Source organism: Antarctobacter sediminis (genome assembly GCF_019218285.1).
Taxonomy (GTDB): Bacteria; Pseudomonadota; Alphaproteobacteria; order Rhodobacterales; family Rhodobacteraceae; genus Antarctobacter; species Antarctobacter sediminis.
Genome location: NZ_JAHUZG010000003.1, coordinates 123,619 through 136,916, shown reverse-complemented (window position 1 = coordinate 136,916; position 13,298 = coordinate 123,619). Strand labels below are relative to the sequence as shown.

Genomic DNA, 13,298 nt, shown 5'->3' with positions numbered 1-13,298 from the left:
CCTCAGCCGCCCGTCACCGGCTGGGCCTCGGGTTCCGGCAGGATGCGGCGCGCGCAGCCCTCGTAGGCCATGTAGCCGCGCTGGATGTCGATCTGGTCGGCGATGAACTTGGCATCGTGCCAGACCCCCCAGATAAAGGACGATCCCCGGCGGCTTTGCCAGGGCAGCCCCACGAAATACAGGCCCGGCTCGCGCGAGACGCCGCGCTGGTGGATAGGTGCGCCGCGATCGTCAAAGGTATCGGCCTTGATCCAGCCAAAATCGAAGGTATAGCCCGTCGCCCACAGAACGGTGCCGATCCCGGCCTCGGCCAGATCCAACTCAAGGATCGGGTCACGCACACAGGCCGGATCGGCGGGGATCTTCCGCGCCTCGGGTTCCGGAGGCAGGTCCAGCCCGTGATCGGCGACAAAGGCATCGGCCTCATCCAGAACCGAGAGATAATTCGCATCCCCCCGGTCAAGGTTTGCCTTCAGGTCGGGGGCAAAGCTGATCCGCCCGTCCCGATAGCCCGAAGTCATGCCCAGCAAGGTCATGCCCTGTTCCGCCAGCCGCCTGAAATCAATGGTCTTGCCGCCTTCGGCCCCGCTGACGGCGATGGTCACATGTTCGGTGCCCGGACCGGGGGAATCCGCGTTCCACTTGCCCAACACCCCCAGCCACCAGACATTGTCGCGCCCGCGATAGCGGCGCGGCGGGCGGTCGTGCGGTCCGATGGAAAGATAGACCTTGCGGCCCGCTTTCATCAGTTCCTCGGCGATCTGCACACCAGAGGACCCGCCGCCCACCACCAGAACCGCGCCATCTGGCAACTGCTCAGGGTTGCGATAGGTGTTGGAATGCATCTGCACCGGGCCTGCGTCCTGCGGCAGGATCGGCGGAATGGCCGGACGCTGGAACGGGCCGGTGGCCGCGACCACATGTTTCGCCTCGATCTGCCCCTGCGAGGTCTCGACCCGGAACCCGTCCCGCCCCTGCAAGGGCGTCACCGATCTGACCTCGACCCCGGTGCGCACCGGCGCGTCGATCTGGCGGGCATAATCGACGAAATAGTCGGCAACGCTTTCCTTGCCGGCAAAGGCATCCGGATCACAATGGAATTCACGGTTCGGAAAACGGTCGTGCCACGCCGGGCCATTGGCCACCAGAGAATCCCAGCGCTCGGACCGCCAGCGTTCAGCGATCCGGTGGCGTTCCAGAACCACATGCGGGATGCCCAGCTTGCCAAGGTGTTCGCTCATGGCGATGCCCGCCTGCCCGGCGCCCACGACCACCGTGTCGATCTTTTCCATCCCGCGCCCTCCGGTTTTCACGTTTCGCACACCCTAGGCGCGACGGACGTGAGGCCGAAACTAGGCAATGGTGAAGCCTTGCTTTCGGGCAGGCTAAGCGCGCTTAGGGCGGGGCTAACCATTGGTGAGCAACAGCATTCCTTTTCAAACCGCGCCCCCTGCCCCATCCTGCGCCGAAAGTCCGGGCGCCCCATGGCGCGTTGAACAGGAGATGTCCCATGGCCAAGGATCATGCCGACCCCGTCGAGGCGCTGAGACAGAACACCTCTGTCCCCTTTGAACGCGCGCGCGCCATGCCGGTCGAGGTCTACACCTCCCAATCCTTCGTCGAGCAGGAACTGAACCACATCTTCCGTAAGGACTGGTATTGCGTGGGACGGGCGGATGCGCTGGCCAACCCGGGCGATTATGTCAGTGCCGAACTGGCCGGTCAGCCCATCGTGGTTCTGCGCGATCGTGACGGTGCCCTGCGCGCGCTCAGCAACGTGTGCCTGCACCGGATGTCGACCCTGTTGCAGGGGCGTGGGAACACGCGGGCCATTGTCTGTCCCTACCACGCCTGGACCTACAATCTGGATGGCAGCCTGCGCGGCGCCCCGGCAATGACCCTGAACGAAGGGTTCTGCAAAGATGCCTACACCCTGCCCGCCGTGCGATGCGAGGAATGGCTGGGCTGGGTCTTTGTCTGCCTCGATCCTGACACGCCCCCCGTGGCCGAGAAACTGGCCGAGGTCGAGGCCATGGTCGCAGGCTATGACATGACCAATTACACCGAGGCCTTTTACGAAGAGCACGTCTGGGATACCAACTGGAAGGTGCTGGCCGAGAACTTCATGGAAAGCTATCACCTGCCGGTCTGTCATGCGGGCACCATCGGCGGGTTGTCCCGGCTGGAGGACATGATCTGCCCGCCGGGGCACGACGCGTTCAACTATCACACGATCCTCAAGGACGACTCGCTGCGGATCGCCATGGCGCATCCCTCGAACGACCGCCTGAAAGGCGACGAACGGCGCACCACGTTCTTGCTGGCGCTGTATCCCAGCCTGATGATCACGCTGACACCCGGCTATTTCTGGTATCTTTCGTTGCACCCCAAGGGGCCGGGACAGGTGCATATCCGCTTTGGCGGCGGCATGTCGGACGACTACAAGGACGACCCGGACGCGCAGGAGAATTTCCGCGCGCTGAAAACCTTGCTGGACGAGGTAAACGTCGAGGATCGCGGCTGTACCGAAAAGGTCTACAAGGGCCTGTGTTCCGACATGGCTGTCCCCGGCCACCTGAGCCACCTTGAACGGCCCAATTACGATTTCGCCCAATATCTCATGGCCCGCATCGAAGCCGGTCAGACAGGAGCCCGACATGACGCATGAACGCATCCGCCCCTTCAACACCTCGGACACCTACCCCGAGCAGAACCTCGACAATGACGTCTGCCACGCGGTGGTGACGCGCGGCGGTCGCACCGTCTGGATGCGCGGCGCCTGTCCGCAGGATCTGGACACGTCGGTCAATGTCGACAGCCATGATCCGGCCGAACAGACCCATAAGGTCATGCAGAACATCCGGCAGGTTCTGGGCGAGGCAGGCGGCGAAATGGGCCATATCGTCAAGCTGGTGGTCTATATCACCGATGTGCGCCACCGCGAGGCGATCTACCGTGTCATGGGCGAATACATCAAAGGGGTGCACCCGGTCTGCACCGGTCTGGTGGTGCAGGCGCTGGCGCGGCCCGAGTGGCTGGTCGAGATCGACGCCACCGCCGTCATCCCGGATTGAGACCGGGTTTTTTCGAGTATTTTTACCAAGAAGAAGCAGGGGGTCGGGCATGACATTTTCGCTGGTTGCGCGATGCGCGGAGACAGGCATGTTCGGCGTGGCGATTTCCTCGTCCTCGCCGGCGGTGGCGGCGCGCTGTGCCTATGCGCGGGCCGGTGTCGGGGCGGTGGCATCACAGAATGTGACCGACCCGACGCTTGGGCCGCTGGCCTTGGACCTGATGGCCGACGGCATGACGGCGGCAGAGGCGGTGGCCGAGGTACAGCGGCGCGGCAGGTTCATCGACTACCGGCAGGTGCTGGCGGTGGACGCGGCCGGTGGCACGGCCATTCATTCGGGGCCGAATTCGCTGGGCATCTGGACGCAGGCGCGGGGCTGCGACGTGGCCTCTGGCGGGAACCTGCTGGCCAATGACGGCGTACCGCGGGCCATCGTGGCGGGATTTGAGGCCGCAACGGGGCATCTGGGGGACCGGCTGATCACGGCGATGCGCGCCGGTTTGGCGGCGGGCGGTGAGGCCGGGCCGGTGCATTCGGCGGGCATGATGCTGGTGGACAAGGTCAGCTGGCCCGTGGCCGACCTGCGCTGTGACTGGACCGAAGAATGCCCGATCGAGGCGGTCGCCACCGCCTGGGAGGTCTACAAGCCGCAACTGGATGCCTATGTTCAGCGCGCATTGGACCCGCGCGCGGCGCCGTCATATGGCGTTCCGGGCGACGAGTGACACGGCCACTTGCAACTGCCGGGCTTCGCGGACCATGCTTGAACGGTCCAACCGTTCAGGGAAAGAAGATGCTGCGGTACACGCTTCGGCAACTGGAGTATTTCGTCGCCGTCGGGGAGGCGGGCAGCATCGCGCGCGCCTCGGAGCGGATCAACGTGTCCTCGCCGTCGATCTCGGCAGCCATTGCGCAACTGGAACAGGAATTCGGCCTGCCGCTGTTCGTGCGCCAGCACGCGCAGGGCTTGTCGCTGACGCAGGGCGGGCGGCAGATGATGGAACAGGCGCGGCTGGTGCTGCGCGAGGCATCGGCGCTGACCGACATCGCGGGCGATATTGCGGGCAAGGTGCGCGGACCGTTGTCGGTGGGTTGCCTGCTGACCTTTGCCCAACTGGTCCTGCCCGGCCTCCGGCGCGGCTTCGAGACGACCTATCCAGACGTGCGCCTGCGCCAGTTCGAACTGAACCAGGTCGAGTTGTTCAGCGCCCTGCGCCGGTCCGAGATCGACATCGCCCTGACCTATGACATCGACGTTCCGGCCGATCTGCAATTCACCGGTTTGCTGCGCCTGCCGCCGATGGCGCTGATGGGCAGCGGGCATCCGTTGGCGGAGCGCGACGGGGTGACCGTCGAGGAGCTGAAAGATCATCCCATGGTTCTTTTGGATCTGCCGCTGAGTGCGGATTATTTTCTGTCCTTTTTCGACGGCACCGGGGGCAAGCCGGTGATTGCCGAACGCACCCGCGACATGGCGGTGATGCGCAGCATGGTGGCCAATGACTTTGGCTATTCCATCGCCAACGTCCGTCCGCTTAGCGATACTTCGCCCGACGGCAACCCGGTGCGCTGCGTGCCGATCACCGGAAACGTACGCCCGCTGCGCATGGGGTTTCTGACCGCGCAGGATGCCGACAGGTCCAACGCCGTGCGCGCCTTTATCGAATACGGGATCGATCTGGTCCGCGCGGGCAAGCTCGCGCGGATCGGCGGTGTGCCCGTGGTCTGACCTTAGCCCGCGCCTAAGCAACGCTTTCGCAGGGCGGACTTTCAGGGGCCGGGTGCGCGGGTATCCTGCGCCCGACAGCTTACAGGAGCCCTACGTGCGCGATCCCCGATACGACATCCTCTTCGAGCCGCTGACCATCGGCCCGGTCACCGCCAAGAACCGTTTCTATCAGGTGCCGCATTGCAATGGCGGCGGCTATCGCGATCCTTCGGCGGCCGCAGCGATGCGGGGGATAAAATCGCAGGGCGGTTGGGGGGTGATCTTTACCGAGCAATGCGAGATGCACCACACCTCGGAGATCACGCCCTTCATCGAATTGCGCCTGTGGGAGGACAAGGACATTCCCATGCTGGCGCGCATGGCGGACAAGATGAAGGAACATGGCGCGCTGGCGGGGATCCAGCTTGCCTACTCCGGGATCAACGGGCCGAACCTTTACACCAAGGAAGTGCCCCTAGCGGTGTCGCCGGGGCCGATCCGCACCTTTACCAACGATCCGGTGCAGGCGCGCGCCCTGTCCAAGGACGAGATTCGCGACCTGCGCCGCTGGTTCGTGAACGCGGCCAAGCGCGCCAAGGCGGCGGGGTTCGACCTGATCTGCCTGTACGGCGCGCATGGTTTTGGGATCTTTCAGCATTTCCTCAGCCGCGCCACCAACATGCGCGACGATGAATACGGCGGCTCGCTGGAGAACCGTTCGCGCTTTGCACGCGAGGTGGTGGCCGACATGCGCGAGGCGGTGGGCGATACGATGGGGCTGACCATGCGGGTCAGTCTGGACGAAACCATCGGGGATCTTGGCTTTTCCAACGCTGAGGTGCGCGAGTTCGTCGAGATGAACAAGGACCTGCCGGATCTCTGGGATCTTGCGCACGGCACCTGGGAGGAGTGTTCCGGCCCGTCGCGGTTCAAGGAGGAAGCCGCGCAAGAGGCTTTGGTGCGCGGCATCCGCGAATTGTCGTCGAAACCGGTGGTGGGTGTGGGGCGCTTTACCTCGCCTGACGTCATGGCGCGGATGATCCGGCAGGGCGTGCTGGATGCCATCGGCTGCGCGCGTCCCTCGATTGCCGATCCATTCCTGCCAAAAAAGGTCGAGGAAGGGCGGATCGAGGACATCCGCGAATGCATCGGCTGCAATATCTGCATCACCGGTGACATGACCATGTCGATCAGCCGCTGCACCCAGAACCCGACCTTCATGGAGGAATGGCGCAAGGGTTGGCACCCGGAACGGATGAACGCCAAGGGCGCCAGTTCCTCGGTGCTGGTTGTTGGCGCGGGCCCGGCGGGGCTGGAGGCGACGCGGGCGCTGGCGGAACGCGGCTATGACGTGGCGCTGGCCGAGGCGGGCACCGCCCTGGGCGGGCGCGTGGCGCGCGAGAGGCTGCTGCCGGGCCTGTCGGCATGGGGGCGCGTGGCGGATTACCGGGAATACCAGATCAGCCAGAAGCCCAACGTCCAGACCTATTTCGACAGCGCGCTGGACGCGGAAAGCATCCTTGAGTTCGGGTTCGAACATGTCTGTATCGCCACCGGGGCGAAATGGCGGCGGGACGGGGTCAGCCGTCAGCATGTGGTGCCCTTTTCCATCGACCCGGCGATGCCTGTGCTGACGCCGGATGACCTGATGGACGGGCAGCGCCCCTCCGGTCACGTGGTGATCTATGACGACGATCACTATTACATGGGCGGCGTTCTGGCGGAACTGTTGCGGCAGGCGGGCAACGCCGTCACCATCGTCACGCCCTCGGCCTATCTGTCGGACTGGACGGTGAACACGCTGGAACAGCACACGATCCACCGCCGTCTGGCGCAGATGGGGGTCGAGATCGTGTTGAACAGGGGCGTCGTGGGGATCGGCGCGGATCATGTGCTCAGCAATTGCACCTATACCGACCGCCAGACGCCGATTGTCTGTGACGCGGTGGTGATCGTCGGTTCGAAACTGGAAAACAACGGGATCTATCGCGACCTGACCGCCCGCAAGGCAGAATGGGCGGATGCCGGGATCAAATCCCTGCGCATCATCGGCGACGCCGAGGCGCCCGGTCCCATTGCATGGGCTACTTATGCCGGGCACCGCTATGCCCGTGAACTGGACGGCGAGGACATCGGCGACGCCCTGCCCTTCCGCCGTGAAATCACCGAACTGGCCCCGGAATGAGCGATCCCTTTCCCTTTCCGCCCGAGGCAACCCGCGAGATGCTGAACTGGACCGAGCAGCGCATTGCCGATGGTCCGGACCCGACTCATGGCGCTCAGGGTTTTGCCGCATTGGAGCCTGTCCTTGGCGGGTCGATCACGGCCAAAGGCATGGGCGCGGACCGGGCCTTTGACCTGTTTACACAGACCATTGTGCCCTCGACGCGGCCCTTCGGGCATCCAACCAGCCTGTCCTTCGTGGCTTCGGCCCCCAGCCGCGCGGCGCTGAGCTTTGATGCGGCCCTTGGCGCGGCGGGCATCTTTGCCGGCAACTGGGATGGCGGCGCCGGGGCAATCCACGCCGAGAACCAGGCGCTGCGCTGGATTGCCGACCTTGCCGGGTGGCCGGACAGCGCGGGGGGCGTTTTTGTGGCCGGGGGAACGCTTGGGAACCTCTCGGCGCTGCATGCGGCGCGCGAATGGCACCGGCGGCAAAGCAGGCGGAGGGACCGCGGCGCAATCCTGTGTTCGTCCGAGGCGCATAGCTCGATCAGGGCGGTTGCGCGGGTGATGGATGCGGATGTGATCGTCGTCGACGCCAATGACACGGGCCGCATGAGCGCCGGCGCAGCCGCACGGCATGTCCCCCCAAACTGTTTTGCCATCGTCGCAAATGGCGGGGCCACGAACTGTGGCGCGGTGGATGACATCGCCGGACTGGCGGATCTGGCCCGGGAAAAGGGCCTGTGGTTGCACGTGGACGGGGCCTATGGCGGTGCGGCGCTGGCCGATCCCGCCATGCGCAAAGCGTTCGACGGGATAGAACGGGCCGACAGCCTGATCGTCGATCCGCACAAATGGCTGTTCGCCCCATATGACAGTTGCGCCCTGATCTACCGCGATGCCGGGCACGGCGCGGCGGCCCATGGGCAGCAGGCGGTCTATCTGGACACGGTGGACAAGACCCATTGGAACCCGTCGGATTACGCGCTTCACCTGACGCGCCGCGCGCGCGGTCTGCCGCTTTGGTACGCGCTGGCCGTTCACGGAACCGAGGCCTATGCAAAGGCCATCGCCACAACCCGAAAGGTGGCCGAAGAAATCGCTGCGGGGCTTGCGACCATGCCGGGCATCGAGTTGCTGCTTGGCCCGCAACTGACGGTGATCCTGTTCCGTCCGACCCGGATGAGCGAAGATCAGATGGTCGCATGGGCCGAGGGGCACCGCCGCTCGGGCGCGCTATTGTGTCTGCCAACGCGCTGGCGCGGAGAGATGGTGTTCCGCCTGTGCATCGTGAATGCTGAAACCCGCCCGACCGAGGTTCTTTCCACCCTGCGGACCCTGACCAGATGACCCAGACGCTTGAAATTCTCGACCGGCTGATCGCGTTCGACACGGTCAGCGCCCGATCCAACCTGGATATGATCGGCTGGATCGAAGATTTCCTGACCACGCGCGGCTTTGCCGTGACCCGCGTGCCGGACCCGGATCAGCCCAAGGCCGGGCTTTATGCCAGCATCGGGCCGGCGGGCGCGGGGCTCATGCTCTCGGCGCATACGGATGTGGTCCCGGTCGAAGGGCAGTGCTGGACCCGCAATCCCTTTCGCCTGACAGATGAAGGCGACCGGCTGTACGGACGCGGCACAACGGACATGAAGGGCTTCCTGGCGGCCATGCTGTCCTGCGCCGACAAGGCCGCCGCGCGCCCCTTGCGCGAACCGCTGAAGCTGGCGATTTCCTACGATGAGGAAGTAGGCTGCATCGGCATTGCGCGCATGATCGACGCGCTGGAACCGGCCATCGGTCTGCCGCGCGCCTGCATCGTCGGCGAACCGACAGAGATGCAGGTCGCTGTCGGCCACAAGGGCAAACAGGCGCTGCGGGCCATCTGCCACGGCGAAGCGGGGCATTCCGCCCTTGCGCCGCGCTTTGTCAACGCGCTGCACCCCGCCGCCGACCTGCTGACCGGCCTGCGGGATTTGCAGGACGACCTGTCCCGCAACGGCGCGCAGGATGCGGATTACGCGGTGCCCTGTACCACGGTCCACGCAGGCAAGCTGACCGGTGGCACGGCGTTGAACATCGTGCCTGACCGGGCCGAGCTGTTGTTCGAATTCCGCCACCTTGCCGCCGACCGCCCAGAGGAACTGCGCAGCCGGATCGACGGGCTGATCCGGCAGACCGCCAAGCGCCACGGTACGGAAATCGAACTGAAACAGGTCTTTGCTTATCCGGGGCTGGACACAGCCCCGGATGCCAAGGTCACTCGGTTGGCACAACGACTGGCACAAAGCCAGCACCTGACCAAGGTCGCCTTTGGCACCGAGGCGGGGTTCTTTAACGGCATCGGCATTCCTTCGGTTGTCTGCGGGCCGGGCAGCATGGAAGGTCAGGGCCACAAACCGGACGAATACATCACCCGCGCCCAGCTTGCGGCCTGCGATACCATGCTGGACCGTGTGCTGGACGATCTTTGCTGAAGGACCGACAGATGCGCAACGTCACCGTGGCCGCCACCCAGATGGCCTGTTCTCCGGAACTGGATACCAACCTTGCCCGGGCCGAGGCGCTGGTGCGCAAGGCCGCGGCCCAAGGGGCGAACATCATCCTTTTGCAGGAACTCTTCGAAGGCCCCTATTTCTGTCAGGACGAAACACCCGAGGATCTGGCCCGCGCCCGCCCGGTTGCGGACCATCCGACACTGGCCCGCATGTCCACCCTTGCCCGCGAGTTGAACGTGGTGCTGCCCGTGTCGTTCTACGAACTGGCTGGGCAGGCGCGGTTCAATTCCGTGGTCATCATAGACGCGGACGGTCAACAACTGGGCCTGTACCGCAAGACGCATATCCCGCACGGCGCCGGCTATCAGGAGAAATTCTTTTTCTCGCCCGGCGACACCGGGTTCCGGGTCTGGGACACGGCCTTTGGCCGCATCGGCGTGGGAATCTGCTGGGACCAGTGGTTTCCGGAAACGGCGCGGTCCATGGCGCTGATGGGGGCAGAGCTGATGTTCTTCCCGACAGCCATCGGTTCGGAAATCGGCGCGGAGGACTGGGATTCCGCGCCGCATTGGCAGCGCGTCCAGCAAGGCCATGCCGGGGCCAACCTCGTGCCGTTGATCGCCTCGAACCGGATCGGCACTGAACCGGGTCGCAATGGCACCGAAATGACCTTTTACGGTTCCTCGTTCATTGCCGATGAATTCGGCGCAAAGGTCGCCGAAGCGGACCGCAGCAGCGAAACGGTGCTGACGCATACCTTTGATCTGGATGCCACCGCGCGCCACCGCAGCTATTGGGGCATCTTCCGTGACCGTCGCCCGGACCAGTATGGGCGCCTGATGACATTGGACGGGAGCAAACTGCCGCAAGATTAGGCAAAATCGAATGTCCAATGCGCTTTGCAAGGCGTTTCATGTCCGAAAGTTAGGCACAGCCTAACAATCGCTGAGGAACAGGGTTCTTCGGATCGCCCCGGCCCCTTTCTATGCTTTCGCGGAACGGCAAAGACAGCAAGGACAGGCATAGCGTGGCCAAAAGTGCGACAGATGCAATCAGGGTGCAGGACGCGGTCAAACGCTACGGCGATTTCACCGCGCTCAAGAAGGTCTCGCTGACCATCTCGGACAACGAATTTTTCACCCTGCTTGGCCCGTCCGGCTGCGGCAAGACAACGCTCTTGCGGATGATCGCCGGGTTCGAGGATGTGACCGAGGGCGCGATCTATCTTTACGGCGACGAGATCGAAAGCCTGCCGCCCCACAAGCGCCCGATCAACACCGTGTTCCAGAACTACGCGCTGTTCCCGCATATGACCGTGCTGGACAACGTGGGCTTTGGGCTGGAAATGCTGGGCAAAAGCAAGGCCGAGGCGCGCGCCCGCGCGGGCGAAGTGCTGGAGATGGTGCAGCTGTCGCAATTCGCGGCCCGCAAGCCGTCGCAACTGTCCGGCGGCCAGCAACAGCGCGTGGCGCTTGCCCGTGCGCTGGCCCCCCGCCCCAAGGTGCTTCTGCTGGACGAACCGCTGAGCGCGCTGGATCTGAAACTGCGCAAGGCCATGCAGATCGAACTGAAGCACCTGCAAAAGGAAACCGGGATCACCTTCATCTTTGTGACCCATGACCAGGAAGAGGCGCTGACCATGTCCGACCGCATCGCCGTCATGTCGGCGGGCGAGGTGCAGCAACTGGGCGATGCGCGTGAGATCTATGACCATCCGCGCAACATGTTCGTGGCCGATTTCATCGGGGATACCAACCTGCTGGAAGTCACGGTGGACAGCGTGGCCTCGGGGCGCGCGGCCTGCCATCTTGGCGGTGGCCACCGGCTGACCTGCGACGCCGTGGAAGGCATCGGGCCGGGTGCCAAGGTGCATATGTCGCTGCGCCCGGAACGGCTGATCCTGTCGCAAGAGCCACAGGGAGATCACAGCCTCAGGGGCCGCGTGCGCGAGAACATCTTTACCGGCACCGACATCGCCACCATCCTTGATCTGGACGACGGGCCGCGCTTCAAGGTCCGCGCCCCCAATTCCAGCCGCGGTGACAAGCGCACCTTCGATCCGGGGACAGAGGTCCACGTCACGATGGAGCAGGGGGCCGCGCGCCTCCTGGTGGACTGATGGCAGGCGGCGCAGCCAGCGGCGGATCGTCCACCAGCGACACCTATGCTCCCGCGCGGGGCTGGCTGTTGTTGCCCGCATGGGTCACGTTAAGCATCCTTGTGCTGGCCCCGGTCAGCATGATGCTGGTCTATTCCTTCCTGACCAAGGAATTCCGCGGCGGGGTGATATGGGATTTCAGCCTCAGCGCCTATGACCAGTTCTTTTGCGACCGCGGGTTGTTCGGGGATGAGCCGTGCAGCATCGAATGGACCTACATCCTGATCTTTTGGCGGTCGATCTGGCAGGCGGGCGCGGCGACGCTGCTCAGCCTCGCCATCGGTTTTCCCACTGCCTATTTCATTGCCACGCGCCCGGCGAAACAGCGCACTCTATGGCTTTTTCTTGTGACCATCCCCTATTGGGTCAACCTGTTGATCCGCACCGTGTCGATGAAATTCCTGCTGCGCGATCAGGGTCCGCTCAATGATTTCCTGACCGGGATCGGCCTGCTGGATCAGCCGCTGTCTATCGTGAACACGAATTTCGCCGTTCAACTGGGGCTGTTCTATTCCTACCTGCCCTTCATGGTGCTGCCGATCTACGCGGCAGTCGAACGCTACAACTTTACCCTGTCCGAGGCCGCGTCCGACCTGTACGCGACCCGCTGGACAGTGCTGCGGCGCATCCTGCTTCCGGCGGTGAAACCGGGGATCGTGGCGGGCTGTATCCTTGTCTTCGTGCCCTCGCTTGGGTCCTTTCTTGCGCCTGACCTGCTGGGCGGGGCGAAGAATTTCATGATCGGCTCGCTGATCGAAGAGCAGTTCAAAGGCAACGCCGGCAACTGGCCGTTTGGCGCGGCGGCCTCGATGATCCTGCTGACCATCGTTCTGATGATCCTGCTGGTTCTGGCCCGGCAACAGGCAAGGGCGGAGGGCTGACCATGACCTCACGCAAGTTCGATCTGCGCGTCTACCCCGGCTTTCGCACGATCACGATCCTCTGCCTCGTGATCCTTTATGCGCCTCTTGTGGTGGTGACGGTCTACAGCTTCAATGCCTCGCCCTCGATCACCAACTGGGAAGGGGTGTCGCTGCGCTGGTATGCGGATGTCTTTACCGGCCCCGAAAGCGCCAAGTTCAAGGCGGCGGCGCGCAACAGCTTTGTCATCGCGCTGATCGCAGCCAGCGCGGCAACCGCCATCGCCACGCTGGCGGCCACGGCGATTCTGCGCGGGGGCAAGTTCCGCCTGCGCACGGTGTCTTTCGGCCTGATCTCGCTGCCGCTGATGGTGCCGGAAATCGTCACCGCCGTGGCAACGCTTATCTTTTTCAACGCCATCGGGTTCGACCGTGGCCTTCTGACCATCCTTCTGGCGCATATCGCCTTTTGCATCCCCTTCGCCTACCTGCCGATCTCCGCCCGGATGCAGGGGATCGAGGCCACCTATGAACAGGCGGCGATGGACCTTTACGCCACCCGGCGGCGGGCCTTTACCCGCGTGTTGCTGCCGCTGATGTCGCCAGGCATCGTCTCGGGCTTCCTGCTGGCCTTCATCGTGTCGCTTGATGATTTCATCATCACCAACTTCGTAAAGGGCGCCGGGGTGGAGACCCTGCCCACGGCGATTTTCGGCGCGGTCAAACAGGGGATCAAACCCAATATCATGGCCATTTCCACCATGCTTCTGGGCGTGTCGGTGGTGATGGTCACACTGTCCTGGCTGATCAGCCGCAAGGACCGAAACACGTGAAC

Annotated in this window: 12 protein-coding genes; 11 read left to right on the top strand and 1 reads right to left on the bottom strand. The window is 64.1% G+C overall.

The features are described 5' to 3' along the window. Positions 1-2 precede the first annotated feature (2 nt). Positions 3-1,292 carry a flavin-containing monooxygenase gene (locus tag KJP30_RS15735; protein WP_218450295.1) on the bottom strand — a complete coding sequence of 430 codons (1,290 nt, stop codon included), beginning with the start codon at positions 1,290-1,292 and terminating at the stop codon, positions 3-5. 218 nt (positions 1,293-1,510) lie between these two features. On the opposite strand from KJP30_RS15735, the gene KJP30_RS15730 reads away from it, so the two are divergent. The 11 genes from KJP30_RS15730 to KJP30_RS15680 all read left to right on the top strand — a co-directional run bounded on the left by KJP30_RS15730 (position 1,511) and on the right by KJP30_RS15680 (position 13,296). Beyond that, a complete protein-coding gene (locus tag KJP30_RS15730; RefSeq protein WP_218450294.1) occupies positions 1,511-2,668 on the top strand; it encodes an aromatic ring-hydroxylating oxygenase subunit alpha in 1,158 nt (385 codons plus the stop codon). Next, on the top strand, positions 2,658-3,074 hold the full coding sequence (locus tag KJP30_RS15725) for a RidA family protein (RefSeq protein ID WP_218450293.1): 417 nt from the start codon (positions 2,658-2,660) through the stop codon (positions 3,072-3,074). Before KJP30_RS15730 ends, KJP30_RS15725 begins: the two co-directional genes overlap by 11 nt. 49 nt (positions 3,075-3,123) lie before the next feature. Beyond that, a complete protein-coding gene (locus tag KJP30_RS15720; protein WP_218450292.1) occupies positions 3,124-3,798 on the top strand; it encodes a DUF1028 domain-containing protein in 675 nt (224 codons plus the stop codon). A gap of 68 nt (positions 3,799-3,866) precedes the next feature. Then, positions 3,867-4,802, top strand: a complete 936-nt coding sequence (locus KJP30_RS15715; protein WP_218450291.1) for a LysR family transcriptional regulator — start codon at positions 3,867-3,869, stop codon at positions 4,800-4,802. A 94-nt stretch (positions 4,803-4,896) separates the two neighbouring features. Then, on the top strand, positions 4,897-6,966 hold the full coding sequence (locus tag KJP30_RS15710) for an oxidoreductase (RefSeq protein WP_218450290.1): 2,070 nt from the start codon (positions 4,897-4,899) through the stop codon (positions 6,964-6,966). Further along, the gene (locus KJP30_RS15705; protein ID WP_218450289.1) at positions 6,963-8,297 is read left to right on the top strand and encodes a pyridoxal phosphate-dependent decarboxylase family protein; all 1,335 of its coding nucleotides are present in this window, start codon (positions 6,963-6,965) and stop codon (positions 8,295-8,297) included. The genes KJP30_RS15710 and KJP30_RS15705 overlap by 4 nt, the downstream gene beginning before the upstream one ends. Continuing rightward, entirely contained in the window at positions 8,294-9,424 is a 1,131-nt protein-coding gene (gene argE / locus KJP30_RS15700; RefSeq protein ID WP_218450288.1) for an acetylornithine deacetylase, read from the top strand. Before KJP30_RS15705 ends, argE begins: the two co-directional genes overlap by 4 nt. A gap of 11 nt (positions 9,425-9,435) precedes the next feature. Continuing rightward, positions 9,436-10,320, top strand: coding sequence for an N-carbamoylputrescine amidase (aguB, locus tag KJP30_RS15695; RefSeq protein ID WP_218450287.1), 885 nt, complete (start codon positions 9,436-9,438; stop codon positions 10,318-10,320). Between the two features lie 152 nt (positions 10,321-10,472). Then, positions 10,473-11,564, top strand: coding sequence for an ABC transporter ATP-binding protein (locus tag KJP30_RS15690; protein WP_343222787.1), 1,092 nt, complete (start codon positions 10,473-10,475; stop codon positions 11,562-11,564). Next, a complete protein-coding gene (locus tag KJP30_RS15685) occupies positions 11,564-12,484 on the top strand; it encodes an ABC transporter permease (protein WP_218450285.1) in 921 nt (306 codons plus the stop codon). Before KJP30_RS15690 ends, KJP30_RS15685 begins: the two co-directional genes overlap by 1 nt. A gap of 2 nt (positions 12,485-12,486) precedes the next feature. Then, on the top strand, positions 12,487-13,296 hold the full coding sequence (locus KJP30_RS15680; RefSeq protein ID WP_218450284.1) for an ABC transporter permease: 810 nt from the start codon (positions 12,487-12,489) through the stop codon (positions 13,294-13,296). The last annotated feature ends 2 nt before the right edge of the window (positions 13,297-13,298 follow it).